We start from the raw sequence: 24488 nt of genomic DNA, 5'->3' as shown, positions 1-24488 counted from the left end.
AGATTGGGAACAATATGCAGTCTTCTTTGCCAGATCAGGCGGGGCACTTCGGAATTGGGCAGGTGAGAGCGGCCTATGGCCTGCTGGTCCTGCTGCTGTGGGCGGTCTTTGCAGCTGTGTGGCGCCAGTCACTGATTGGTGACCCCGACATCTGGTGGCATATCACGACTGGTTCATGGATCTGGCAGCATGGCGCCTTTCCAACAACTGATCCCTTCTCGCACAGCTTTGCCGGCGCCCCGTGGATCGCCAAGGAATGGCTTTCGCAGTTACTGTTCTACGCGGGCTTCACCGCCGCAGGCTGGAACGGCATCATGCTGGTCACTGCCGCAGCCATGGCACTGGCCGCAGGGGCGCTCTACTGGGCGCTGTCCCAGTACTTGAGCCCACTCTATGCTGCGGCAGCCTCCACGCTCGGGATGGCGCTTGCAGGGCCGGCGCTGACGGCGCGACCGCACCTGCTCACGCTGGCACTTGCCGTGATTTGGACCCATCAGCTTTTGTCTGCCTCATGGAAGGGCAGGGCACCGCACCTTGGCCTGCTCATTCTCCTTGTCGTCTGGGCGAACCTTCATGCCGCCTTTACGCTGGGCATCGTCATTGCTGCATTCGCCTTTCTTGATTTTGTCGAACGCAATCGGATGGCACGGCCTGGAGAACTGGTGAAGTGGCTGGTGTTCATCGTGCTCTGTCCACTGGTGAGCCTCATTCATCCGTATGGCTGGCAGGCAATCCTGTCGACGTGGACCGTTGCAGGCTCCAACGAAACTGTAGCGCTCATCCAGGAATGGCAACCCTTCAGCGCGCAGGATGGCGTCATGCAGGAGGCGGCGATGTTGATCTTCATCTTCGTGGCTTTGACGAATGGCTTTAGGCTCGGTCTCGCACGCACGCTTATGCTTCTCTTTCTGCTACATATGTTTCTGACACATGTGCGCTTTGTCTTTCTGTTTTTCACGCTTCTTCCGGTCATCGTCGCACCTGAGATTGCGCGCCAGTTCCCGAGGTTGTCGCTGGATACTTGGCGCATGCAGCGCCGTGATGCGCTGGAGAGCAGGCTGATCGCGTCCTTCCGTCCGCTTGCCGTGCTGCTGGTGGCTGGCCTTGCTGTGGTTGCATTTCTGCAGGCGCTGGTGCTCAGCACCCAGCCCCCAGCCAAGGTCGCGCTTTCTGGCGCCTTGTCCTTCGTCAAGACCCGCGGCATCTCGGGCAATGTCTTCAATCACTATAATTTTGGCGGTCCATTGATTTTCAACGGCATCCCCACATTCATCGACGGGCGGACGGACCGGCTCTTCCTCGGCGGGTTTGCCAATACCTTCATGTCAGGGCCTGCCACCGACTGGCAGCTCACGGAGGCGTTACGCAAGTACAAGATCGGTTGGACGCTTCTTCCCCCGGGAGATGCGCGTGTTGCGTCCCTCAATCGGATGAGAGGCTGGCAGAGGGTCTATTCCGACAAATATGCCGTGATCCACGTCCCGCGCGGCACGACCTTGCGCTGATACAAAAGAAAAAGGCGAGGCTTGAGGCCTCGCCCTTGTCTTTTACGCTTAGGTTCCTCTTCTGCCGGTGACCGTACCGGCGGGGCAGCTGCCTTGCGGCGCGCCCGGAACCAACCTCCCCAGACCTGGGTCACCTTGAAGTGCTTACCGTGGTCTTCTTTTCTTGTTGTTAGAAAAGCTATCACAAGACCTGAGCTTGTCACGTTAAAAATGTCACATCCTCGACACAATTTGCGCTGTGCCGTGGGCAAGTTAGCCTATATCCTAGGTTGAATTTCACCGCGTGGGCCGCAACGCTTTCTCCAGGATTGGGCCGCCCTTCGCTTGAGTTCCGGGGCGTTTCCCGTAAAAGGGCCGCAAACCTCTCCGAAGCAGGATTCCCATGCGTCTGTCCCAATATTTCATGCCCATTCTGCGCGACGATCCCAAGGAAGCGGAAATCGTCTCCCACAAGCTCATGCTGCGCTGCGGCATGATCCGCCAGGAGGCGGCTGGCAGCTACTCCTGGCTGCCGATGGGCTACCGTGTGCTGCGCAAGATCGAGCAGATCGTCCGCGAAGAGCAGAACCGGGCCGGTGCCATCGAGGTGCTGATGCCCACGATCCAGCCTGCCGACCTGTGGCGCAAATCCGGCCGCTATGATGCCTATGGCAAGGAGATGCTGCGCATCAAGGATCGCCATGACCGCGACATGCTGTTCGGTCCCACCAATGAGGAAATGATCACCGACATCTTCCGTCAGGGTGTCCAGTCCTACAAGGAACTGCCGCGCAATCTCTATCACATCCAGTGGAAGTTCCGTGACGAGGTGCGCCCGCGCTTCGGCGTGATGCGCGGCCGCGAGTTCCTGATGAAGGATGCCTATTCCTTCGACCTGACGCGCGAGGCCGGCCAGCACTCCTACAACAAGATGTTCGTGTCCTACCTCAGGACCTTCGCCCGCATGGGCCTGAAGGCCGTGCCGATGCGCGCCGAAACCGGCCCCATCGGCGGCAAGGACAGCCACGAATTCCTGATCCTCGCCGATACCGGCGAATCGGAGGTTTTCCTCGACCGTGCCTTCCACGACATGGACTGGCAGGCCTTCGAGATCGACTACGACAACGTCGAGGCGGTGGCCAAGGTGGTGGACGACTTCACCTCCAAATATGCCGCCACCTCCGAAATGCATGACCAGGCCGACTACGAAAAGCGCGTGCCGGCCGACCGCCGGGTCACGGGCCGTGGCATCGAAGTGGGCCACATCTTCTTCTTCGGCACCAAGTACTCGGAACCACTGGGTGCGGTGGTGCAGGGGCCGGACGGCAAGATGGTTCCTGTGCAGTCGGGCTCCTACGGCATCGGTGTCTCGCGCCTCGTGGGCGGCATCATCGAGGCGAGCCATGACGAGGCCGGCATCATCTGGCCGGAGCCCGTTGCCCCCTTCAAGGTCGGCCTCATCAACCTCAAGGTCGGCGATGCCGATACCGACGCGACCTGCGAGAAGATCTACAAGGCGCTTGAAGCCAAGGGCGTCGACGTTCTTTACGACGACCGCGACGATCGGGCAGGCGCCAAGTTCGGTACCATGGACCTGATTGGCCTGCCCTGGCAGGTGATCATCGGCCCGCGCAGCCTGAAGGACGGTATCGCCGAGGTGAAGAACCGCAGGACGGGCGAACGCGAGAACGTCGCGATCGACCAGCTGGTCGCCCGCTTCGCCAAGTGATGGACAAGAGCCTCCCCGACACCAAGCCCTTCGCGCCCTTCGAGTGGATGCTCGCGGGGCGCTATTTGCGGGCGCGCCGCCGGGAAGGCTTCATCTCCGTCATTTCGCTGTTTTCGTTCCTGGGCATCCTGCTCGGGGTGGCGACGCTCATCGTCGTCATGGCGGTGCTCAATGGGTTTCGCGGCGAGTTGCTGGACAAGATCCTCGGCTTCCAGGGCCATGTGAGCGTCTATCACGCGGATGTTTCGCCGATCACCGACTACCAGGAGCTTGCCAACAAGCTCGCCAAGGTTCCCGGCGTCACGCGTGTGGTGCCGCTGGTCGAAGGTCAGGCCATGGCTTCGAGCCTTCGCAACAACACCGGCGCGCTGGTGCGCGGCATTTCCGAGGCTGACATCCAGAAGCTACCGAGCCTCAACAACAAGGATCTGCGCACCGCCTTCAACAAGGATTACTACCCGGACGAAACGCCCTCCTTCAAGGGCTTCGACACATCGGGTGGTGTGGCCATTGGCGAGCGCATGGCATGGCGCCACCAACTCGGTCTGGGCTCGCGCATCACTATCATCTCGCCCGACGGGCCGGACACGGTCATCGGCAACGCGCCGCGCATCCGCGACTATCCGGTCACGGCGATCTTCAAGGTTGGCATGTCGGACTATGACGAGAACGTCATCTACATGCCGCTGTCCGAGGCGCAGGACTATTTCGTCACCGACAATGGCGTGAACCAGATCGAGGTGATGGTCGACGATCCGGACAGTGTCGATCAATATACCACGCCGCTCATGACGGCGGCTGGCGACAACATGGCGCTGTCCACCTGGAAGGACCGCAACTCCACCTTCTTCAACGCGCTCGCAGTGGAGCGCAACGTGATGTTCCTTGTGCTTACGATGATCATCCTCGTTGCTGCCCTCAACATCATCTCCGGCCTCATCATGCTGGTGAAGGACAAGGGGCGTGATATCGCCATCCTGCGCACCATGGGGGCGAGCCGCGGCGCCATCCAGCGCGTCTTCTTCCTGACCGGTGCGGCCATCGGCACGGCTGGCACGCTCGGCGGCTTCATCGTCGGCCTGCTCATTTGCCTTAACACCGAGCGCATCCGCCAGTTCATTTCCTGGGTGTCGGGCGTCGATCCGTTCAATCCGGAGCTCTATTACCTAGCCCAGCTGCCCGCCCGCATGGACTCCTACCAGACGGTGCTGATCGTCGCGATGTCATTGGCCCTGTCCTTCGCTGCAACGCTCTATCCCTCCTGGCGCGCCGCCAAGCTCGATCCGGTCGAGGCGCTGCGCTACGAATGAACCAGATTACGCCAGCCCTCGAATTGAAGAACGTTGCCCGCTCCTATGCAGAGGGCAGGGGCCGCCTCGACGTCTTCAAGGACCTAAATCTGACTGTCAGGGCGGGGGAGATCGTGGCGCTCGTCGGCCAGTCGGGGTCCGGCAAGTCGTCGCTGCTCCACATCGCCGGCCTCCTGGAAGCCCCGACCGCAGGCGAAGTGTTCATTGCCGGTCAGAACTGTTCCAAGCTCGACGACAAGGCGCGGACGCGCATCCGCCGCATTGGCATCGGCTTCGTCTACCAGTTCCATCACCTGTTGCCGGAGTTCTCCGCCATGGAGAACGTGATGATGCCGCAACTCATTGCCGGCGCAACCCGGCCCGCCGCGAAGGATCGCGCGCGTGACCTGCTCACCCGCCTTGGTCTGGAGCCACGGCTCGAGCACCGCCCGTCGGAACTCTCCGGCGGCGAACAGCAGCGTGTCGCCATCGCCCGCGCGCTGGCCAATCGGCCGCTGCTCCTGCTGGCTGACGAACCCACTGGCAATCTCGACCCCGAGACCGCCGCCCGGGTCCATGACGAACTCCTGCGCCTCATCGAGGACGAGGGTCTCGGTGCCCTGGTCGCCACCCATAACCTCGACCTGGCCGAGGGCATGAGCCGCATTGCCAGGCTCGAACGGGGCATGATCGTCTAGGCAGACGGATGATCGGACTGGTGGGTGGCCCCCTGAGAAGGCGCTCAAACCGGTCAGGAGCCGCTTTTGGACGCTTCAGGTAGGGGGCTAGCCGAGAACCCCGTCTCGCCCAAAAACAATCGTTACGAATCAATTTTCGACGGGTCACGGAGCCTTGGCGCCGAAGGCGGGCCACATTGGGTGTGCATTCCCCCGCCGCCGGGCGTGCATCCGGCCCGCCAGCGGCGCTAATATACTTCCATGTCCGAGTCCCGCCCCGTTTTCGTGCATCTGCGCACGCACACCGCCTATTCCCTCTCCGAGGGCGCCCTCCAGATCAAGGCGCTCGCCGGGTTGGCGAAGGAGGCGAAAATGCCGGCGGTGGCCATCACCGACACCGGCAACCTGTTCGGCGCGCTCGAATTCTCCGAAGCCATGTGGGAGAAGGGCATCCAGCCGATCATCGGCTGCACCCTGAGGGTTGACCTTGCCGAGCAGAAGGAAGGCGGCCTCAAGCACGTGGGGGGCCTTCGCCGCATCCCCTCGCTCGCCTTCCTCGCCAAGGATGAGCAGGGCTACCACAACCTGATGAAGCTCTCCTCCAGGGCCTATCTCTCCAGCCCGGAAAACGCCGAGCTTCACGTGACGTGGGAATATCTCTCCGAACACGCGGCGGGGCTCATCTGCCTTACCGGCGGCCCCGACGGTCCGGTGAATGATGCGCTGCAGGCTGGGCAGGGCACGCTCGCGGCGGAACAGGTCGAGCGTCTCAAGGGCCTGTTCGGCGACCGGCTCTACATCGAACTCCAGCGCCACGGCACGCTGCCGGAACGCCAGACGGAGCAGGGACTGGTCGACCTCGCCTATCGCCTCGGCGTGCCGCTGGTTGCCACCAACGAGCCCTATTTCGCCAAGGTGGATGACTACGCAGCCCATGACGCGCTGATCTGCATCGCCGAGGGCGAGGTGCTGATCACCGAGGAGCGACGGCGCCTTACGCCCGAGCATTACTTCAAGAGCCAGCAGGAGATGGCGGCGCTCTTCGCGGACATTCCGGAGGCGGTGGAGAACACCATCGAGATCGCCATGCGCTGCGCCTATCGCGTCCGCTCGCGCAACCCCATCCTGCCGCGTTTCGCCGACAATGATGAAGCGGAGGAGCTGAAGCGCCAGGCCCATGCCGGCCTGGAGGAGCGCCTCGCCACGCGCGGCTTTGTGGAAGGCCGCACCCGCGAGGAATACGTCAAGCGCCTGGAGTTCGAGCTCGACGTCATCACCAAGATGCAGTTCCCGGGCTATTTCCTCATCGTGTCCGACTTCATCAGGTACGCCAAGAACAACGGCATCCCTGTGGGCCCCGGTCGTGGCTCGGGCGCTGGTTCCATGGTCGCCTATGTGCTGACGATCACCGACCTCGACCCATTCCGCTTCAACCTGCTGTTCGAGCGCTTCCTCAACCCCGAGCGCGTGTCGATGCCGGACTTCGATATCGACTTCTGCCAGGACCGGCGCGGCGAGGTCATCACCTATGTGCAGCAGCGCTATGGCAATGATCGCGTGGCGCAGATCATCACCTTCGGCAAGCTGCAGGCGCGCATGGTCACGCGTGACGTGGGCCGCGTGCTGCAGATGCCCTATGGCCAGGTGGACCGGCTCTCCAAGCTGATCCCCAACAACCCGGCGAACCCCGTTACGCTGGCGCAGGCCATTGATGGCGAACCCAAGCTGCAGGAAGAGCGCGACAAGGACCCCACGGTCCGCACCCTGTTCGATCTCGCCCTGAAGCTCGAAGGCCTCTACCGCAACGCATCAACTCACGCCGCCGGCGTGGTCATCGGCGACCGGCCGCTGGAAGAACTGGTGCCGCTCTACCGCGATCCGCGATCGGACATTCCGGCCACCCAGTTCAACATGAAATATGTGGAGAAGGCCGGGCTCGTTAAGTTCGACTTCCTCGGCCTCAAGACGCTGACGGTGATCGAGAAGGCGCAGAAGCTCATCCGCCTGCGCGAGCCAGCCTTCCACATCGACAACATCCCCTATGACGACCAGAAGACCTACGAGATGCTGGGCCACGGCGACACGGTGGGCGTGTTCCAGCTGGAAAGCTCCGGCATGCGCGACGTCCTCAAGAAGATGCGCGCCGACCGCATCGAGGACATCATCGCCATCGTGGCGCTCTATCGCCCCGGTCCGATGGACAACATCCCGCGCTATATCGCCTGCAAGAAGGGCGACGAAGAGCCGGATTATCTCCATCCGCTGCTCGAGCCGATCCTGAAAGAGACCTACGGCATCATGGTCTACCAGGAGCAGGTGATGCAGATCGCCCAGGTGCTCTCTGGCTATTCGCTGGGCGAAGCCGACCTTCTGCGCCGCGCCATGGGCAAGAAGATCAAGGCCGAAATGGACGCCCAGAAGGAGCGCTTCGTCTCGGGCGCCGCCAAGCAGGAGGTCGATCCGTCCCAGGCCGATAACATCTTCGAGCTCGTGCAGAAATTCGCAGGTTACGGCTTCAACAAGTCGCACGCCGCTGCCTATGCCGTGGTGTCCTACCAGACGGCCTATCTGAAGTCCAATTATCCCGTCGAATTCCTTGCCGCCTCGATGACGCTCGACATGGGCAACACCGACAAGCTCATGCTGTTCCGCCGTGAGGCACAGCGCGTCGGCGTCAAGGTCATCCCGCCATCCGTCAATGCCAGCGGCGTCGATTTCGCCGTGGTGGATGGCGCCATCCTCTATTCGCTCTCGGCCCTCAAGAATGTTGGTGCGGGCGCCATCGACCACCTGGTGAAGGTGCGCGAGGAGGGCGGTCCCTTCAAGTCACTGGGCGAATTCGCCAAGCGCATCGACGCCCGCGTGGTCAACAAGCGCGCGCTGGAAAGCCTTGCCAAGGCCGGTGCCTTTGATTGCCTCAACCCCAATCGCGCGGCTGTGCTTGATGCGGTTGAGTCGATTCTCTCCATGGCCAACCGTGCAGCGAGTGCCGCGCAGGCGGGGCAGAATGACCTGTTCGGCGGCATGTCGAGCAGTTCGGATGATCTGGTGCTCCCGCGCCGCGATGCATGGCTGCCGATGGATCGTCTGGCGCAGGAGTTCGAGGCCGTGGGCTTCTATCTTTCCGGCCACCCACTCGACGACTACATGAAGCCGCTGCAGAAGCTCTCGGTCGATACCTATGCCGCCTTCTACGAGAAGGCGCTGACCAAGGGCGCGCGCGCCGCAAAGCTCGCCGGCACCATCACCCACCGCCAGGAGCGCCGCTCCAAGTCCGGCAACAAGTTCGCCTTCGTCGGCTTCTCCGATCCCACGGGCCAGTTCGAGACCATCTGTTTCTCCGACACCCTCGCCGCCTGCCGCGACCTGCTGGAACCCGGCAATGCCGTCATCGCCCGCGTCGAGGCGGACGTCGAGGGCGAGGAGGTGAAGCTCAGGCTTCAGGGCGTCGAGATGCTGGACAAGGCCGCCGCCCAGATGGTCACGGGCCTCGAAATATTCGTGCGCGATTCAAAGCCGCTGGAGTCGATCGCTGCCCGCCTCAGCAACGGCGGTCGTGCGCCCGTTCGCCTCGTGATGATCATGGAACAGGGCCGCGAGGTGCATGTGTCCCTCGGCAACAAGTTCACCGTGACGCCGCAGATCAAGGGCGCCATCAAGGCGATTGCCGGCGTGGTGGACGTTCAGGATTTCTGATTGCGGCGTTTGGTTTTGTCTCATCATCGCCGGGCTTGGCCCGGCGATCCTTTTTGCGGCAGCGGAAAAGGATGCCCGGGTCAAGCCCGGGCAAGATGATGGTACGGAGGGATGAGAGAACCTATGCCCTCGTCATCCGGCTCAGATAGGTTGCGAAATCATAGTTCGGCCGCTCGAGGTGCGACAGGTGGCCAGGTTTGGCCATCTCTGAGGACAGCCCCCGGTAGACCCGCTCCGTACAGCCCTTGTCCTCGACGTTCACCTTGTCGAGCAGGCCCTTCAGCGTGGCGAAGAGTTCCGGCACGTCCGGGTCGCCGAGGAAGTCATTCGACATGCCGCCGCCGAAGGTGACGTCCACTGAACCAACGCCATTCGGGTGTAGCGAGAGGTACCAGAAGTAGCCGGGCGTCAGCGTGATGAGGAGTGATGGATAAAGCGCCAGCAGGAAGGTGGTGCGCCTCAGGTCGCCCTCCATGCGCGTGTTGGACGGGTGCGCACAGGCGATGCGGAAAGCGGGATCCTTCAGGATGGTGTGCCAGTTGAAGTGTGGCGGCGAGGGCGGGCAGATCATCTCGTCGAGCCTGGAGAGGCCGCCGATGGTACCTGCGTGGCAGACCGGCAGGTGGTAGCTCTCCATGAAGTTCTCGGCGAGGATCTTCCAGTTCGTATTCCACAGGAAGTGCTCGTTGAACCACTCGGTGTAGTTCGCCATGTCGTAGGGCCGGATCAGTTCCGCGACGTCGGCGAAATGCGTGGAAACGGGCGTGGCCTGCGGGTTGAGCGACACCATGATCCAGCCCAGCCACACCTCGCATTTCACTTGCGGCAGGCGGTAGTGCTCCTTGCAGAAACCTTCGTTCGCCTTCATCGCGGGTGCTGCGCGCAAGTTGCCATCGGCCTCGTAGGTCCAGCCATGATAGGGGCAGGTGATCAGTCGCGCATTGCCGCGTCCTTCCAGCAGGGTCGACATGCGATGCAGGCAGACGTTGGACTGGCAGCGCACCTCGCCGTCCTTGCCCCGGATCGCCATCAAGGGCTGGCCCGCGAGTTCGAAGGCGATGTAGTCACCCGCCTCCTTCAGCGAAGAGGCGCGCCCGGCGCAATACCACTCGCGCCCGAAGACCTTTGCCATCTCGGCATCAAGAAAGGCCTGTGAGGTATAGACACTCTTCGGCATCGCCCGGGCTTGCTCGAAGGACAGGGCGACATTGGCGCTGAGCTCGGCAATCGGGTTATTGGCATTCATGTGTGTAACCCTCTCAGAGCAGCCCGCGCTTGGCCAGATTTCTGAACAGGTGGCTTGCGCCGAAGGTCCAGGGGGCGGCCTTGTCGGTCGAGGTCATGCGGTTGGCGAGTGTACCCAGCTGCGGGCTGCTGACCGTCACCACGTCGCCCAGCTTGTGGGTGAAGCCCTTGCCCGGTGCGTCACGGTCCTCCACCGGTGCGAACAGCGTGCCAAGGAATAGTATGGCACCGTCGGGATACTGGTGATGGGCGTTGATCATCTGGTCTACGAGGTCAGCCGGGTCGCGGCTGATCTTCGACATGTTGGAGCCGCCGTTCAGCACGTAACCATCTTCGCCCTCGACCTTCAGGGAGAGTTGCATGTGGCGCACGTCGTCGAGCGAGAACGTGGCGTCGAACAGACGGATCATCGGACCCACCGCGCAGGAGGCATTGTTGTCCTTGGCCTTGCCGAGGAGCAGGGCGGAGCGTCCCTCGACGTCGCGCAGGTTCACGTCGTTGCCCAGCGTGGCGCCCACGATGCGGCCCGTCGAAGCGACGATCATGACCACTTCCGGCTCCGGGTTGTTCCACGTCGAAACCGGGTTCAGCCCCGCCTCCATGCCGCTGCCGACCGAGGCCATGATCTGCGACTTCGTGAAGATCTCGGCATCGGGGCCGATGCCGACTTCGAGATACTGCGACCAAGCACCCTTTTCCATCAGCACCGTCTTGAGGGCCATGGCCTCGGGCGATCCGGCGCGCAGCTTGGAGAGGTCGTCGCCGATCAGCTTGCCGGTGGTGGCGCGGATCTCGACGGCCGCCGACGGGTTGCCGCGCGCCCGCTCCTCGATCACCCGCTCCAGCATCGAGGTGGCGAAGGTTACGCCCGCCGCCTTCAGGGCCTGCAGGTCAACGGGCGCCAGCAGCCAGGGTTTCGATGCATCGCGCGCCTCGGGCGGCGTATTGGCCATGATGGCATCGATGGAGCCAAGGCTTGGCCCGGTCGCCGCGCGGGCCGCTGCTGCCGGGTCCGCCGCCTCGCACAGGTCGCGCATGGTGGGGAAGGTCGAGCTGATGTCGATGAGGCTGCCGCCGTCGCGTTTCACCACGCAGGGACCATCCACCGCGGGGTTCCAGACGCGGCCGACCAGCAGGCCTTCGGCAGGAAGCGAGGATGACGAGAGGTACGGCGAAAGCGACGGCATGGTTGGTCCCCTGAGATGTGAGGCCGCAACCCTATCGCTCAGCGCAGGGCGCTGTCGAGGTCGCTTCGCTCCAGCGGTGTGAGGAACTCGAGGGCGAAACCGCCCTCGAAGTGGCGTACGACCCGGCCCTTCATCCGCCCGAGTGTCACCGGCGAGCCGATCGAGGGCTTGAGTTGGCTGCGGAGGCCCGCACCCGACATCGAGATGTCGATCACCTCGCAGGGTTGCTCCCGTCCGCCCGGCAGCGCGAAGCGGGCGGACTTGCTGCTGGGTTCATAGCGGGTGTGGCGGCGCTCGGCTGCGGCAAGGCCGCGCTCACGACGGATCAGCCAGCGGAGGTGGCGCACGAAACGCGGCTGGCGATTTCCGGCGAAGCTCAAGTTCACCCAGAAGCCGTTGTCAGCGGGTTCGCCTGCCGTTCCATCCACCCGGCCGATGTCCTCGATATAGGCGATGAGCGCCGTTCCCTCGGGCACCGCTTCATCGCCGAGGAAGAGCGCGCTGTCGGGGTCGATGGCAGTGACTTCGCAGGGCCGCTCGGTGCCGTCGGGCAGCAGGTAGCGGGCCGGGAAGGCCTGGGGCATGAGGGCGGCGGATTGCGCCGCAGGCGCCAGCCGCTTGCCGAACTGCGTCACGCAATGGTCTCCGGCGAGGAGGTGTCAGGGAAGGTCGAGACCACCCGATATCAGGCGGAACTTGCGGGGGGCCTGTGGCTCCGGCCTGGCACCCATGTTTTCGGGTCGTCCGTCGAACATCCGAAGGCTTGCGAGGTCCGCCGGGGCCAGTCGCTCATAGTGCCAGATGTCCGGGTTGCCATGCGGGAACAGCCCGCCCAGCACATGCACGTTGAGACCGTCGCGCGCCATCACCGGCAGCGCCAGCATGTCGGCGCCGATTTTCTGGCCCTTGTCGGTGCGGTAGCGCAGGCGGAAGTGCGCCGGCTGCAGCTTCGTGGTCACCACGCCGAGTGCTCGCTGGATGGAACTCCGCTCGAACGGTTCCCAGCCGGTGAGGAAATCCTTGCCGGTCATTTCCTGCTTGAGGAAGGCACAGACTGCGGTTCCGGCAAGGCGGTAGGTGTAACCCCGGGCTTTGCCCACTGGTTCCACAATGAACAGCCACGCCGCCTGCCGGCGGAATTGTCTCAGATCGAGATCGGTGCGGACGGGGGCGGGGCGCTGATCCTTGAGGTCCAGCCACAGGCCCAGCAGCTTGCGGGCGCCCGGATGGAGGATCAAATCCTCTTGGCTTCCCCGTGCCTCCCCGCTAACCCACATGTCGCAAACCCTCTCCGGGGCGCTTGTCCCCGGTGTACCAGAATGATCCTACGGGGCTTTCATTGCAGACCCCGTGCCACAAGGAAGGACCAGCGTGTCGGAGCACCATCCCCCGCGCGGCAACTGGGCCCCGGCCAAGCCGCCGCCGGCCTTCAACGTTCCAGCCGTCGTCTTGGCGGTCATTGCCGTCCTCGTGGCGATCTATGCCGGGCTGTGGCTGCTGGGTGAGGATTGGGACATCTGGTCGCTCTACGCGCTGTCGCTGATCCCGGTGCGCTTCACGCAGCCGGGTTACCCCATGCCCGCGGGTTCGCAATACTGGTCGCTCGCCACCTACATGCTGCTGCACGGCAGCTGGACGCATCTTGCCTTCAACTGCATCTGGCTCCTGATCTTCGGAACGCCCGTGGCCCGCTACCTGGGCAATGCGCGGTTCCTGCTCGTCAGCCTCGTGTCCGGAGTGCTTGGCGGGCTGTGCAGCCTGTTCCTGCACTGGGGGCAGGAGATCATCATCGTCGGCGCCTCGGGCGCGGTGATGGGCCTGATGGGGGCGGCGCTCCCGCTGATGTATGGCGAGCGCCTGCCACACGGCGGCTGGCGGCCGGCGAATTTCGGCGAGCTCCTCACCAATCGTCGTGCCCTGGTGTTTACAGGCGTGGTGCTGGCGATCACCCTGTTTTCGGGTGGCACCGGCTGGACGGGCAATTCCTTCATGGCCGAGAGCTCGATTGCCTGGGAGGCGCACATTGGGGGCTTCATCGGCGGCATCCTCGCCTTCTACGTGCTGGCAAGGCGGATGCGCCCCGCCTGAAACCGTGTTAGCCTCTCCTCCTTACGCGCAGGAAGGAGGCTACCCTTATGGCAGTTGCTCACATCCTCAGGCAGAAGGGCACATCGGTTTTCACCGTGGAGCCCGGAGACAGTGTCCAGACCATCGTCGACATGCTCGCCCGGCATCGGATCGGTGCGGTGGTGGTGGTTGACCCGTTCGGTGGCATCGCCGGCATCGTCTCGGAGCGCGATGTGGTGCGCGCCATGGTGGGCGATGCCGCTGCGGTCGTCACCAAGACCGCCAGGGACATCATGACCGCGAAGGTCCGCACCTGCACGCCAAATGACTCCGAAACCGAACTCATGCTGATGATGACCGAGAGTCGCATCCGCCATCTGCCCGTCATCGCCAATGGTCGTGTCGCGGGCATGGTGTCGATCGGCGACGTCGTGAAACTCCGCATCGAGTCGATGGAGGCCGAGGCGGACCAGATGAAGACCTACATCGCCTCAGCCGGCTGAAGCTCACACCCGGAACGCCATCAGGGCTGCTTGTGATGCCGCTCATGCGGACATCTGGCGTGTCCGTTCTTGAAGTGCGTGCTGGTTCCTGCGCCGTGCTCCATGCTGCCGCGCGCGTCCAAATGCGCATTGACCTTCCCGTTAGCACTTCTAAAGGAATACTTAGTAACAAAGCAGCGAATAAGTACAAACACCGAGGAGAGGTCCGTATGCTTCCCATGCTCCGCCGTACCCGTGCCGTGGCGCTCGCGCTGATTTCACTCGTGGCGGTGCCAATGGTGGCGCAGCAGCTTTCGCCCATCGGCGAGGCGCATGCGGGCAAGCGTCCGATCACCAGCATAGCTGACATTCGCCGGTTGGCGGCGGAAGCCTATGTCTGGGGCCTCGCACCCGAATTCACCTGGCGCTTCGCCAAGTACAACACCACGATCAGCGCACCGATCAATGCGCTCACCTATGGCGTCAACCCTGCGGCCTGGAATAATGCGGCCACCAATGCGGGCGATTCATCGGTGATCTACATCAATGGTTTCATGGATTTCAGTTCGGGCGCTGAACTCGTGCTCACCGTGCCGCCGTCGCGCAGCCAATACTACGTCGTCAATTATCTTGATGACTACATCAACACCATCGGCAGCATCGGCACGCGGACGACGCCGTCTGATGTCGCGCAGTCCTACCTGCTGGTTGGCCCCAGGTCGCGTTTCGCCAACCAGAAGGTTGCGACGATCGGCGGCCGCAAGTTCCCGGTGATGGCGTCCGATACCAACCTCAACTGGATGCTCATCCGCATCCTGACGAATACGCTTGCCGATAGTTCCGTGCCGAACTCCACGCAATCCGTCTATGACAATGTCAGCAAGAAGTTCGCGCTGAACACGCTGGCGCAGTTCCGTGCCAATGGCTACCAGCCGGTGTTCCCGACTGACTACACAAATCCTCCGCCCACCGATGCGGAGATCGCGCAGGCCCAACCTTACAAGGACACGCCGACCGAGGCCGTTCGCTTCCTGGAACAGCTTGGTCAGTCGCTGGTGAAGAGCCCCTTGCCGCGCTTCAACACGGCGTTAGGTGGCACCCCGTTGCGCAAGCTCTCGGCCTACGTCGTGCCGCAATACGGTGCGAAGACGCTGTATCTTCCGCCTTCTTACGGCCAGCTGGCGACATTGCGTCACTTCTCGAAGATTGGCCTTACGGCGAATGGCTACAAGGTTCCGGCAGGTTGGGGTGCGGAGCAGCTCGCCGCCCTTCAACAGGGCTATGAGGATGGCCAGAACCTGCTGAACGCAGTCATTTCCAGCCAGTCGGCCGGTTCCGGCACCAATTACTGGACGATCCTCAACGACATGATCGGCACTTACCCGAATTCACTCACCGGTTATCTGGTGCGGTCCACCATCGTGCTCAATGGTGGCTCGGCCAACGTTCCGCTGGATGCCGTCTATCCCACCATGACCAGCAATGACGGCACCAGTCTGCTCGACGGCAACCAGACCTATTCGATCACCTTCACGGAAGCCCAGCTCGGCGCGCAGCTGCCCGTGATCGGCATCTATCCTCCGCAGGTGACGAATGCCGAGGGCGGGATCAAGGGTTTCTGGTCGCTCACCGTCTACCAGCCGGATGCCAGCGAAGTGGCAGCACCTTATCTCCCGCAGTCCTCGGTCCTCAACACGGCCTTTTCGACGGCGGACGTGGAAGTGCTGGCAGTTGATCCCACGGCGGAAACCATCACGGTCACATCGCCGAACTGGGGCAAGCTCGTGGCCAGCACGCCGATCCTGTTCGCGGGCTCGGCTGCAGCAGGATGCGGCCTCAGTGCAGGCACGGTCTACTTTGTTGCGGCTGATCCCGTGCAGGGCACCGGGGCTGGTGGTGTCGCCACTTACACCTTCCCGGTTTCCACGCAGTGGAAACAGGATATTTCGACGGACAATGTTCCGATCCAGTATTCAGGGCAGGCGCAAGGTGCCGTCGGTCTCAACTGCAACTCCGGAACCAATCTCGACTGGGGCATGGTGAGGCCTGTCTCGCAGCTTGGGTCGAGCGAACTGGAAGATGGTAAGCTGGTGAAGAACAACGATGGCTCGCTCACCGTCTGGCTGTCGCCCACGCTGCCCAGCGGCGTTCCGGCCACCAACTGGATCCCCACGCCGTCCAGCGCCTATTACAACGGTATCTATGGTTCGAGTCCGGCCATCAGCACCACGCTGCAAGTGATCCTGCGCAGCTACTATCCGACGCCGGGCAACGAGCCGCCGTCGATCCTGCCTTATACGGCGGGCAATCTGGCGGAAAGCTATATCCCGCCGGCGATCGTCACGGCGCCCTAGTACACGTCCTTCGGGTCGAACAGGCGGGCCTCGTCGATGAAGACGAGCCCGCCGTCTTCGACTCGGCGGTAGAAGCAGCTGCGGCGTCCGGTGTGGCAGGCTGCACCCTTGCCCTGCGGCTCGGCCTTGATCAGCAGCACGTCCTGGTCGCAGTCGGTGAGGATCTCGACGACTTTCAGGGTCTCGCCGGAGGTCTCGCCCTTCTTCCACAGGCTGTTGCGGCTGCGGCTCCAGAAATGCGCGATGCCGGTGTCCTGCGTCAGGCGAAGCGCCTCCGCGTTCATGTGCGCAACCATCAGCACGGCGTTGTCCCGCGCATCGCTGACGATGGCGGTGATCAGGCCGGATGAATCGAACCTCGGCTGAAACCTGTCGGTCTCGTCGAGGTCGCTTTGCATTTAGAGGGAAAAGCCGTTGCTCGGCGCGCGGACAAGTTCCATGAACCGCGCCTGCAGCACCGGGTTGGTCTTGAACTCGCCGGTGAACTGCGTTGTGATGGTGGCCACGTTTCGCTTGCCGATGCCGCGCATCGACATGCAGGTGTGAACCGCTTCCACCAGCACGGCGACGCCGCGCGGGTTCAGCGAGTCCGAGATGGCGTTGGCGATCTGCGCCGTCATCGTCTCCTGCGTCTGCAGGCGGCGGGCATAGATCTCGACCACGCGGGCAAGCTTCGAGATGCCGACCACTGCCGTCTTGGGCAGGTAGGCCACATGGACGCGGCCGATGAAGGGGGCGATGTGGTGCTCGCAATGCGAGTTGAACTCGATGTCACGCAGCATGACGATGTCGTCATAGCCGCCGACGTCGGTGAAGGTGCGCGACAGCGCCTCGGCCGGGTCGTCCTCATAGCCCGAGAAATACTCGCGGAAGGCCTTGGCCACGCGCTTCGGCGTGTCGAGCAGGCCTTCGCGGTCCGGGTTGTCTCCAGCCCAGGCGAGCAGGGTGCGGACGGCCGCCTCGGCCTCTTCCTGGGAAGGGCGCTTCACGGCCTTGGACGGGATCTTCTTGACAACGGCTTCCATATTCCTGACTTCACTTTCCGCATGACAGGCCAGACTTGCGCCTGTGGACAAGCCGCCCCCATATCATGGGGCAGGCCCCGCTGGCAAACCGCCAAACGACGGTTTCCGGCCACAGGCGAATGGGCTAGGATGTTGGAATGATTAACGAGATTTACAACCGTCAGATTCTGGGCTTCGCAGCAGACATTCCCCGTTTGCAACGCTTGGGCGCCCCGGACGCCACCGCCATGGCCATTTCCCGCCTCTGTGGTTCCAAGGTCACTGTCGATGTTGCCATGAAGGACGGGGTGGTCAGCGACTTCGGGCAGGAGGTCAAGGCCTGCGCCCTTGGCCAGGCCTCGTCCTCGATCATGGCCCGCCACGTGGTGGGATCGACTCCGGAAGAGCTCCGGGCGGTCCGCGACCAGATGTACAAGATGCTGAAGGAGGAGGGCCCGGCGCCCACCGGCAAATGGGCCGATCTCGAGGCCCTGCTGCCCGTGCGCGACTTCAAGGCCCGCCACGCCTCCACGCTCCTCACGTTCGATGCCGTGGTGGACGCCGTGAACCAGATCGAAGCGAAAGAGAAGCAGGCAGCCCATGGCTGAGCCCATCAAGGCGTTGGACCTTCCGGCCCGCACGAAAACAATCTACCCACCGCCCTATGACGCCGCCCTTGCGGGCCGCGCCAAGCGGGCGCTGGGCGACGTCTTCAACCTCACCCAGTTCGGCGTGAACCTCACGGTGCTGGCGCCCGGCGCTTCCTCCGCACATCGCCACTGGCATGAGAGCGAGGACGAGTTCGTCTATGTGCTGGAGGGCGAGGTGACCCTCGTCGACGACGAAGGCGAGCATGTGCTGACGCCCGGCATGTGTGTTGGCTTCAAGGCCGCCGTGCCGAATGGCCACAAGCTGATCAACAACTCGAACGCCCACGCAATGTACCTTGAGGTTGGCACCCGCGCCGAGGGCGACCGTGCCCATTACCCCGAGGCCGACATGCTGGCGGTGAAGGAAAACGGCAAGTACCGCCTGACGCACAAGGACGGGACGCCCTACTAGGGCGTCCTGCCGGGCGCCTCAGTGCTGTTGCGGCGGCGGCCCGTTCTTGATCCGCTCCCAGAAATCCTCGCGGTTGTTGGACTTCGGGAAGGGTTCCTCCGGCACGGCGCATCCGAGGAAGACGCAGAGCGGTTCCCAGCCGTCGCGATAGTCGAACACCAGCAGCCTGTCGCCCAGGGTGGCCTTCACGGCCTCGACGTGGTCATTGTAGGCGTCGATGAGGTCGTCACGCTCGGTGGGGCCATAAAACCCGGCCTTGCCAAGCACGGCCTTGCCCATGCTCATGAAAGGCTGCATCGGCGGCGGCGCATGGTCTGCCCCCATCATGAGCTTGTGGATGGTCTCCGAGAAGCTCTCGTACCAGCTCTCCGCACTGCGGCTTGAGATCACGAATTTGGCGTCGGGATATTTCTCCGACAATTCCAACCAGAATGATGCTGTGGGCCAATCCACAGCGGAATTGTATCCGGCATAGAGTTCATCGAAATCCGCGGCGCCTTCTGCGGCTCTTTGCCATGCGGGGGCATGCCGTGGCACGTCCTTGAAAACCTCTTTCATGTGGTGCGTGGGGCCGTAGCCCAGTTTCTCAAGCGCCAGCTTGAGAGAATATGTCCCGGTCCGGCCAACGCCGGCGCCGATCACTTGCAATGGCATCACGTTCCTCCAGCTTTCAGGTGTCGCTCCCGATGAAACGCTATCCGAACGCGAAGAATGCACCACGCACTTGCACGCGATGGCTTCACCCAAAGCGGTGAAACCCGGAAATAAATCAAAAGCAAGTAAGTCTATGGGTGCAATCTAGTAAATTGGCTCTCGAATGCTCCAGTTCACTTGCGCCGCTTGTCCTCGATGTCCGGCGCATGCGGGAAGCGCGACTTCAGGTCCCGGTCCGTCACGCTCATGTGGTTGCGCGTATACTGCTCGGAGGCATCACGCAGTGGCTGGAAGTCCCATGGGAAGTGGCTGCCGTGCTTCAGCGCCTCGAACATCATGTGTCGCGCCTGCTGGCTTTCGAGAACTTGCGCGTTGATGCGCGCAATGTCGAACCTGGCCTCCACTTCGGCGCGGAATGACTTCGCCAGAGGGAGCGTCGCTGCAATGTTCTTCAGTTCCAGCGGATCGTCGTCGAGATTGTAGAGCTGATCGGGGTCCACCGGCGAATGGATGAACTTCCAAGGGCCGCGCCGCAGCATGTACATCGGTGCAATCGCGCCCTCGGCAAGATATTCGCCCCAGGCGGTGCCCTCCGGGTTTTCCGGCGCACCCTTCAGCAGCGGATAGAGGGAACGTCCGTCCACCGGTCGCGCCAGCTGCGCCTTGCCGTCATGGCCGATGTCGGCGAGTGTCGGCAGGATGTCGGCCAGCGTCACCGGTTCCTTCACCCGCCGGGCCTTGAAGCGCCTTGGGTTCCACACCAGCATCGGCACATGGGCCGAGGGTTCCAGATAACTCATCTTGTACCAGAGACCGCGCTCACCCAGGAAGTCGCCGTGGTCGGAGGTGAACACGATCACCGTATCGTCGAGTTTCCCTGAAGCCTCGAGCGCCGCAATCATCTGCCCCAACAGATCATCGACATAGGAGATGTTGGCGTAGTAGCCATGCCGCGCCTTGCGCAGGTCATCCTCCGTCACCGTGTAGTCGTCCATGGCGGAGACATCGTAGAGGCGCTGGCTATGGGCATCGAGTGTGCGCCGCTCCATGCGTGGAACGGCCGGCAGGTCGATGTCGGCGTCCTTGTACAGGTCCCAGAACTTCTTGCGCGCCGCATAAGGGTCATGCGGATGCGTGAAGGACGCCATCAGGCAGAACGGCTTGTCGGGGTCGAAGCGCACATAGTCATAGATCTTGCGGATGGCGAGGAAGGCCACCTCGTCGTCGAACTCGAGCTGGTTGGTGATTTCGGCGATGCCCGGCTGCAGCACCGATGTCATGTTGTGGTACCACCAGTCGATGCGCTCCTGCTTCAGGCGCCAGTCCGGCGTCCAGCCGAAATCGGCGGGGTAGATGTCGGTGGTGAGGCGTTCCTCGAGGCCATGCTGCTGGTCCGGACCGACGAAATGCATCTTGCCGGAAAGGCAGGTCTTGTAACCCGCCAGACGGAGGTAATGCGCCCAGGTGGGGATGGAGGAGGGAAACTCGGCGGCATTGTCATAAACGCCGGTACGCGAGGAGAGGAGCCCGTTCATCACGGTGGCGCGCGCCGGCGAGCACAGGGGGCTCGTCGAATAGGCATTCTCGAAGACGACGCCCTCGGCCGCCAGCCTTGAGAGGTTCGGCGTCTTTACGAGCTTGTGCCCATGGAAGGGCAGGAACTGTGCGGCCAGCTGGTCGGCCATGACGAAGAGGATATTGGGTTTTGTGTCTGACATCGCCGCCCTATAAGCTGCACGGATCGAAAATGAAAACCGTTCTTCTGGCTCTCATCCGGTTCTACCAGCTTACTTTATCGGCCCTGATCGGCCGACGCTGCCGCTATTTACCGACCTGTTCCGACTACACCAGCGACGCCATCGTCAAGCACGGCGTGAAGCATGGCCTGGTGCTGGGCTTCGCCCGCGTGTGCCGCTGCAACCCCTGGGGTCAGTCGGGCTTCGATCCGGTGCCGGAGGTCTATGAAGGCCCGGTCTGGCGCATGAAGGAGCCCGAAGCGTCTTCTCCCGCTTCCTCAGCGGGAGAAGAAGGGACCCGTTGCGGCACGCTACGGGGAGATGAGGGTAAACCAGGGTCCATTTAGCCTTTGGAGCTTGCTGTCCCTCACCTCCCCCAACTGCGTTGGGGCCGCTTCCTCTCCCGCCCTGCGGGAGAGGACGATGATCTTGACCCCGCCGCTGCGGCCCCCTAAACCCGCCCCGCATTTCAATATTTCGCTTACCCGCTTCGTTGGCGGGAGTGAGCAGGAGGACAGCATGATTTCGTTGACGTTCCCGGACGGCGCCACGCGCCAGGTTGAAGCCGGGGTCTCCGCCCGCGATGTGGCGGCATCCATTTCCAAGTCGCTCGAGAAGAAGGCCGTGGCTGCCGTGGTGAACGGCACCTTGGTCGACCTCGCCGATCCCATCACCACCGAGTCCACGCTGAGGATTGTCACGCGCGACGACGCGGAAGCGCTCGAGCTCATCCGCCATGACGCCGCCCACGTTCTGGCCGAAGCGGTGCAGGAACTTTTCCCCGGCACGCAGGTGACGATCGGCCCGGTCATCGAGAACGGCTTCTACTATGATTTCTTCCGCAACGAACCCTTCACCACGGAGGATTTCGCCGCGATCGAGAAGAAGATGCGCGAGATCATCCAGCGCGACAAACCCTTCACCAAGACGACGAAGACGCGAGACGAGGCGAAGGACTTCTTCCGCGCCAAGGGTGAGCTTTTCAAGGTCCAGCTGGTCGACGCCATTCCCCAGGGCCAGGACATCAAGTTCTACGACCAGGGTGGTTGGAGCGATCTCTGCCGCGGGCCGCACATGACGTCGACGGGCAAGATCGGCAACGCCTTCAAGCTCATGAAGGTGGCCGGCGCCTATTGGCGCGGCGATAGCAAGAACCCGATGCTGACGCGCGTCTATGGCACGGCCTGGGCCAATGAGAGCGACCTCAAGGCCTATCTCCACGCTCTGGAGGAGGCCGAGAAGCGCGACCACCGCAAGCTCGGCCGCGAGATGGACCTGTTCCACTTCCAGGAAGAGGGCCCGGGCGTCGTGTTCTGGCACGCCAAGGGCTGGACCATGTTCCAGCAGCTCATCGCCTACATGCGCCGCCGCCTGGCCAAGCTCGACTATGACGAGGTGAACGCGCCGCAGCTTCTGGATAAGTCGCTGTGGGAAACCTCTGGCCACTGGGGCTGGTACAAGGAGGCGATGTTCGCCGCCACCTCCGCCGGTGAGACGACCGAGGACGACCAGGTCTTCGCCATCAAGCCGATGAACTGCCCCGGCCACGTGCAGATCTTCAAGCATGGCCTCAGGTCCTACCGTGAGCTACCGCTGCGCCTCGCCGAGTTCGGCAACGTGCACCGCTACGAGCCGTCGGGGGCACTCCACGGCCTCATGCGGGTGCGCGGCTTCACGCAGGACGACGCGCACATCTTCTGCACGGAAGACCAGATGAAGGACGAATGCCTCGCCATCAACGATCTCATCCTCTCCACCTACAAGGACTTCGGCTTCGATAACATCGTGGTGAAGCTCTCGACGCGGCCTGAAAAGCGCGTGGGTTCGGACGAGGCCTGGGATCGCGCCGAAAGCATCATGTCGAAGGTGCTGGAGCAGATTGCCGCGGACTCCGGCGGCAAGATCAAGACGGCGGTGAACCCGGGCGAGGGCGCTTTCTACGGCCCCAAGTTCGAATATGTGCTGCGTGATGCGATCGGCCGTGACTGGCAGTGTGGCACGACCCAGGTGGACTTCAACCTGCCCGAACGCTTCGGCGCCTTTTATATAGGGGCGGACGGCGAGAAAAAGGTGCCGGTGATGATCCACCGCGCCATCTGCGGCTCGATGGAGCGCTTCCTCGGCATCCTGATCGAGCATTTCGCCGGCCACTTCCCGCTGTGGCTGGCGCCGACCCAGGTGGTGGTGGCGACGATCACGTCCGACAGCGACGTCTATGCCGTCGAGGTCCGCGACCTGCTGCGCAAGGCGGGGTTGCGCGCCGAGGCCGATCTCCGCAACGAGAAGATCAACTACAAGGTCCGCGAGCACTCGGTGGGCAAGGTGCCGGTCATCCTCGTGGTCGGCAAGCGCGAGATGGAGGAGCGCGCCGTCAGCGTCCGCCGCCTCGGATCGCAGGACCAGACGCCGATGACGCTCGACGCGGTGAACGCCGCGCTGAAGGACGAGGCCACGCCGCCGGACCTGAGGCGCGAGTAAGGACCGCCTCCACCCTTTGACACTCATCATGCCCGGGCTCGACCCGGGCATCTTTTTTGGCCCCACAAAAAAGGATCGCCTGGACAAGCCCGGCGATGATGGTTCGTATTGGTGGCGAACCCACCCCTTACTGCGTCGGGTCGGGCTCCTGCTGCATCACCACGAAGTTCTTGGCGGAGCGCGTATCCGGCGTTGAAGGAAGGTCGGTGGTGACGAAGACGAGGCCGACGTGGAAGGAGTCCTGGATCGCCTTGATCACGTCCGGCTCGGCGCGCACGCGGTCGATCACGGTGGTGTCCACCACGCCCGTCTCGCCGTGGGCGATGGCGCACCACTTCATCTTGCCGTCCGACGTCTTCTCGAGGATGAAGACATGGTCGCCCAGCGGCTGGTCTGGGTTGGTGATCGTGGCCACGCCCTTGGCGATGGTGTCACCGTTCTTCAGCACCTCGATGGTCTTGTCGGGGCTGCTGACCAGAATGGACACGGTGACGGCATTCGGGTCGTCCGGGCTCGGCTGGTTCTGGCCCTTCAGCTTGTCGGCCTGCGCGGCAATGTCCTTGTCGGCATCAGCCGACAGTACGAGGCCGGGATGGTCGACGTCGACCGGGTCTGATGCTGCGTTGGCGATGATCACCACCGTGCCGAGCTGCGTCACAGTGAAGAGCAGTGCGGAGAAGGCCAGCGGCAGGCGCACGCAGCCATGCGAGTCAGGATATCCCGGCAGCTCGCCCGCATGCAGCGCCACGCCCGACCAGGTGAGCCGGTTCATGTTCGGCATCGGCGCATCGTTGTATTCGTCGGAGTGGTGGTCCTTGTCCTTCTGCAGGATCGAGAACACGCCGGTCGGCGTGTCATGGCCCGGCTTGCCGGTGGAGCAGGTGGACACCGCAATGCGGATGCCGTTACGATAGACGAACACCCGCTGGTCGGGGATCGACACGATGATCGCCACCGGCCCCTCGGGCGAGCGCTCCGGGTTCCAGGTATACTGGCCGGGCTTCATGTCCTTGAAGTCTTCGGTATCGACCTGCTGGGCCAGCACGGTCCGGCCGGCGATGGTCCAGGCTGCGAAAAGGGTGCTGGCGGCCAGCAGCGAGCGGCGGGAAATGGGGGTGCTGTTCATGCGGGAATCTCTCATGCCTTTGGTGGGGTCGGGATTCGCATGCGGGGCAGGCGGGCGTCAAGTTAACGAACAAATACCGTATTTCTACGGAGCGACGGTGCAGCCTCACTTCAATAGACGCACGTCCCCGTCTATCCGTCACCCCGGCGAAAGCCGGGGCCCAGCTTCGGGCATCTGTTGCGGGGAAAGCTGGGTCCCGGCTTTCGCCGGGATGACGG

21 protein-coding genes are annotated in these 24488 nt (G+C 63.0%); 12 read left to right on the top strand and 9 right to left on the bottom strand.

The annotated features are described in order from the left end of the window. Window positions 1-62: 62 nt before the first annotated feature. The 5 genes from WCJ41_RS10625 to dnaE all read left to right on the top strand — a co-directional run bounded on the left by WCJ41_RS10625 (window position 63) and on the right by dnaE (window position 8875). Window positions 63-1505 (top strand): hypothetical protein, encoded by a 1443-nt coding sequence (locus WCJ41_RS10625; protein WP_336905831.1) that lies wholly within the window; start codon window positions 63-65, stop codon window positions 1503-1505. A gap of 382 nt (window positions 1506-1887) precedes the next feature. Continuing rightward, window positions 1888-3213 carry a proline--tRNA ligase gene (gene proS / locus WCJ41_RS10620; RefSeq protein WP_336905830.1) on the top strand — a complete coding sequence of 442 codons (1326 nt, stop codon included), beginning with the start codon at window positions 1888-1890 and terminating at the stop codon, window positions 3211-3213. Next, entirely contained in the window at window positions 3213-4523 is a 1311-nt protein-coding gene (locus WCJ41_RS10615) for a lipoprotein-releasing ABC transporter permease subunit (RefSeq protein ID WP_336905829.1), read from the top strand. Before proS ends, WCJ41_RS10615 begins: the two co-directional genes overlap by 1 nt. After that, the gene (locus tag WCJ41_RS10610; protein WP_336905828.1) at window positions 4520-5200 is read left to right on the top strand and encodes an ABC transporter ATP-binding protein; all 681 of its coding nucleotides are present in this window, start codon (window positions 4520-4522) and stop codon (window positions 5198-5200) included. Before WCJ41_RS10615 ends, WCJ41_RS10610 begins: the two co-directional genes overlap by 4 nt. A 240-nt stretch (window positions 5201-5440) precedes the next feature. After that, the gene (dnaE, locus tag WCJ41_RS10605) at window positions 5441-8875 is read left to right on the top strand and encodes a DNA polymerase III subunit alpha (RefSeq protein WP_336905827.1); all 3435 of its coding nucleotides are present in this window, start codon (window positions 5441-5443) and stop codon (window positions 8873-8875) included. 121 nt (window positions 8876-8996) lie between these two features. On the opposite strand, the gene WCJ41_RS10600 is transcribed toward dnaE, so the two are convergent. Genes WCJ41_RS10600 through WCJ41_RS10585 form a run of 4 tightly spaced genes read right to left on the bottom strand, consistent with a single transcriptional unit; the run spans window position 8997 to window position 12545 of the window. Further along, the gene (locus tag WCJ41_RS10600; protein WP_336905826.1) at window positions 8997-10121 is read right to left on the bottom strand and encodes a Rieske 2Fe-2S domain-containing protein; all 1125 of its coding nucleotides are present in this window, start codon (window positions 10119-10121) and stop codon (window positions 8997-8999) included. A gap of 13 nt (window positions 10122-10134) precedes the next feature. Next, a complete protein-coding gene (locus WCJ41_RS10595) occupies window positions 10135-11307 on the bottom strand; it encodes a fumarylacetoacetate hydrolase family protein (protein WP_336905825.1) in 1173 nt (390 codons plus the stop codon). Window positions 11308-11345: 38 nt separating this feature from the next. Beyond that, window positions 11346-11942, bottom strand: coding sequence for a PilZ domain-containing protein (locus WCJ41_RS10590; protein ID WP_336905824.1), 597 nt, complete (start codon window positions 11940-11942; stop codon window positions 11346-11348). A 24-nt stretch (window positions 11943-11966) separates the two neighbouring features. Beyond that, window positions 11967-12545, bottom strand: a complete 579-nt coding sequence (locus WCJ41_RS10585; protein WP_336905823.1) for a PAS domain-containing protein — start codon at window positions 12543-12545, stop codon at window positions 11967-11969. Window positions 12546-12678: 133 nt separating this feature from the next. On the opposite strand from WCJ41_RS10585, the gene WCJ41_RS10580 reads away from it, so the two are divergent. The 3 genes from WCJ41_RS10580 to WCJ41_RS10570 all read left to right on the top strand — a co-directional run bounded on the left by WCJ41_RS10580 (window position 12679) and on the right by WCJ41_RS10570 (window position 16210). After that, window positions 12679-13395 (top strand): rhomboid family intramembrane serine protease, encoded by a 717-nt coding sequence (locus WCJ41_RS10580; protein ID WP_336905822.1) that lies wholly within the window; start codon window positions 12679-12681, stop codon window positions 13393-13395. Between the two features lie 47 nt (window positions 13396-13442). Beyond that, window positions 13443-13877, top strand: coding sequence for a CBS domain-containing protein (locus WCJ41_RS10575; RefSeq protein ID WP_336905821.1), 435 nt, complete (start codon window positions 13443-13445; stop codon window positions 13875-13877). A gap of 209 nt (window positions 13878-14086) precedes the next feature. Continuing rightward, entirely contained in the window at window positions 14087-16210 is a 2124-nt protein-coding gene (locus WCJ41_RS10570) for a DUF1254 domain-containing protein (protein WP_336905820.1), read from the top strand. Here WCJ41_RS10570 and hisI read toward each other — a convergent pair. Both hisI and folE read right to left on the bottom strand, forming a co-directional pair. Next, a complete protein-coding gene (hisI, locus tag WCJ41_RS10565) occupies window positions 16207-16608 on the bottom strand; it encodes a phosphoribosyl-AMP cyclohydrolase (protein ID WP_336905819.1) in 402 nt (133 codons plus the stop codon). The two genes, WCJ41_RS10570 and hisI, sit on opposite strands and share 4 nt — an antisense overlap. After that, the gene (gene folE, locus WCJ41_RS10560; RefSeq protein ID WP_336905818.1) at window positions 16609-17235 is read right to left on the bottom strand and encodes a GTP cyclohydrolase I FolE; all 627 of its coding nucleotides are present in this window, start codon (window positions 17233-17235) and stop codon (window positions 16609-16611) included. 137 nt (window positions 17236-17372) lie between these two features. Between folE and WCJ41_RS10555 the strand changes: the two genes are divergently transcribed. Continuing rightward, window positions 17373-17822, top strand: a complete 450-nt coding sequence (locus WCJ41_RS10555) for an iron-sulfur cluster assembly scaffold protein (RefSeq protein ID WP_336905817.1) — start codon at window positions 17373-17375, stop codon at window positions 17820-17822. Beyond that, window positions 17815-18276 (top strand): cupin domain-containing protein, encoded by a 462-nt coding sequence (locus tag WCJ41_RS10550; protein WP_336905816.1) that lies wholly within the window; start codon window positions 17815-17817, stop codon window positions 18274-18276. The genes WCJ41_RS10555 and WCJ41_RS10550 overlap by 8 nt, the downstream gene beginning before the upstream one ends. Before the next feature lie 18 nt (window positions 18277-18294). Here the strand turns inward: WCJ41_RS10550 and WCJ41_RS10545 are convergent, their stop codons facing one another. Together WCJ41_RS10545 and betC are read right to left on the bottom strand one after the other, a co-directional pair. Continuing rightward, on the bottom strand, window positions 18295-18930 hold the full coding sequence (locus WCJ41_RS10545; RefSeq protein ID WP_336905815.1) for a sulfotransferase family protein: 636 nt from the start codon (window positions 18928-18930) through the stop codon (window positions 18295-18297). A 173-nt stretch (window positions 18931-19103) separates the two neighbouring features. Continuing rightward, window positions 19104-20648, bottom strand: a complete 1545-nt coding sequence (gene betC, locus WCJ41_RS10540) for a choline-sulfatase (protein ID WP_336905814.1) — start codon at window positions 20646-20648, stop codon at window positions 19104-19106. Between the two features lie 29 nt (window positions 20649-20677). On the opposite strand from betC, the gene yidD reads away from it, so the two are divergent. Both yidD and thrS read left to right on the top strand, forming a co-directional pair. Then, window positions 20678-21013, top strand: coding sequence for a membrane protein insertion efficiency factor YidD (yidD, locus tag WCJ41_RS10535; protein ID WP_336905813.1), 336 nt, complete (start codon window positions 20678-20680; stop codon window positions 21011-21013). A 172-nt stretch (window positions 21014-21185) separates the two neighbouring features. Next, the gene (thrS, locus tag WCJ41_RS10530) at window positions 21186-23144 is read left to right on the top strand and encodes a threonine--tRNA ligase (RefSeq protein ID WP_336905812.1); all 1959 of its coding nucleotides are present in this window, start codon (window positions 21186-21188) and stop codon (window positions 23142-23144) included. A gap of 127 nt (window positions 23145-23271) precedes the next feature. On the opposite strand, the gene WCJ41_RS10525 is transcribed toward thrS, so the two are convergent. Beyond that, the gene (locus tag WCJ41_RS10525) at window positions 23272-24270 is read right to left on the bottom strand and encodes a L,D-transpeptidase (protein ID WP_336905811.1); all 999 of its coding nucleotides are present in this window, start codon (window positions 24268-24270) and stop codon (window positions 23272-23274) included. Between the last annotated feature and the right edge of the window lie 218 nt (window positions 24271-24488).

Source organism: Aestuariivirga sp. (genome assembly GCF_037139295.1).
Taxonomy (GTDB): domain Bacteria; phylum Pseudomonadota; class Alphaproteobacteria; order Rhizobiales; family Aestuariivirgaceae; genus Aestuariivirga.
The sequence above is the reverse complement of the archived record's forward strand: the minus strand, read 5'-3'. Positions and strand labels throughout refer to the sequence as shown.

What these genes read in the sequence shown, in the direction of transcription:
- proS (WP_336905830.1), top strand. Translation starts at nt 1,888, where the DNA reads ATGCGTCTGTCCCAATATTTCATGCCCATTCTGCGCGACGATCCCAAG.
- WCJ41_RS10615 (WP_336905829.1), top strand. Translation starts at nt 3,213, where the DNA reads ATGGACAAGAGCCTCCCCGACACCAAGCCCTTCGCGCCCTTCGAGTGG.
- WCJ41_RS10610 (WP_336905828.1), top strand. Translation starts at nt 4,520, where the DNA reads ATGAACCAGATTACGCCAGCCCTCGAATTGAAGAACGTTGCCCGCTCC.
- dnaE (WP_336905827.1), top strand. Translation starts at nt 5,441, where the DNA reads ATGTCCGAGTCCCGCCCCGTTTTCGTGCATCTGCGCACGCACACCGCC.
- WCJ41_RS10600 (WP_336905826.1), bottom strand. Translation starts at nt 10,121, where the DNA reads ATGAATGCCAATAACCCGATTGCCGAGCTCAGCGCCAATGTCGCCCTG.
- WCJ41_RS10595 (WP_336905825.1), bottom strand. Translation starts at nt 11,307, where the DNA reads ATGCCGTCGCTTTCGCCGTACCTCTCGTCATCCTCGCTTCCTGCCGAA.
- WCJ41_RS10575 (WP_336905821.1), top strand. Translation starts at nt 13,443, where the DNA reads ATGGCAGTTGCTCACATCCTCAGGCAGAAGGGCACATCGGTTTTCACC.
- WCJ41_RS10570 (WP_336905820.1), top strand. Translation starts at nt 14,087, where the DNA reads ATGCTTCCCATGCTCCGCCGTACCCGTGCCGTGGCGCTCGCGCTGATT.
- hisI (WP_336905819.1), bottom strand. Translation starts at nt 16,608, where the DNA reads ATGCAAAGCGACCTCGACGAGACCGACAGGTTTCAGCCGAGGTTCGAT.
- folE (WP_336905818.1), bottom strand. Translation starts at nt 17,235, where the DNA reads ATGGAAGCCGTTGTCAAGAAGATCCCGTCCAAGGCCGTGAAGCGCCCT.
- WCJ41_RS10555 (WP_336905817.1), top strand. Translation starts at nt 17,373, where the DNA reads ATGATTAACGAGATTTACAACCGTCAGATTCTGGGCTTCGCAGCAGAC.
- WCJ41_RS10550 (WP_336905816.1), top strand. Translation starts at nt 17,815, where the DNA reads ATGGCTGAGCCCATCAAGGCGTTGGACCTTCCGGCCCGCACGAAAACA.
- WCJ41_RS10545 (WP_336905815.1), bottom strand. Translation starts at nt 18,930, where the DNA reads ATGCCATTGCAAGTGATCGGCGCCGGCGTTGGCCGGACCGGGACATAT.
- betC (WP_336905814.1), bottom strand. Translation starts at nt 20,648, where the DNA reads ATGTCAGACACAAAACCCAATATCCTCTTCGTCATGGCCGACCAGCTG.
- yidD (WP_336905813.1), top strand. Translation starts at nt 20,678, where the DNA reads ATGAAAACCGTTCTTCTGGCTCTCATCCGGTTCTACCAGCTTACTTTA.
- thrS (WP_336905812.1), top strand. Translation starts at nt 21,186, where the DNA reads ATGATTTCGTTGACGTTCCCGGACGGCGCCACGCGCCAGGTTGAAGCC.
- WCJ41_RS10525 (WP_336905811.1), bottom strand. Translation starts at nt 24,270, where the DNA reads ATGAACAGCACCCCCATTTCCCGCCGCTCGCTGCTGGCCGCCAGCACC.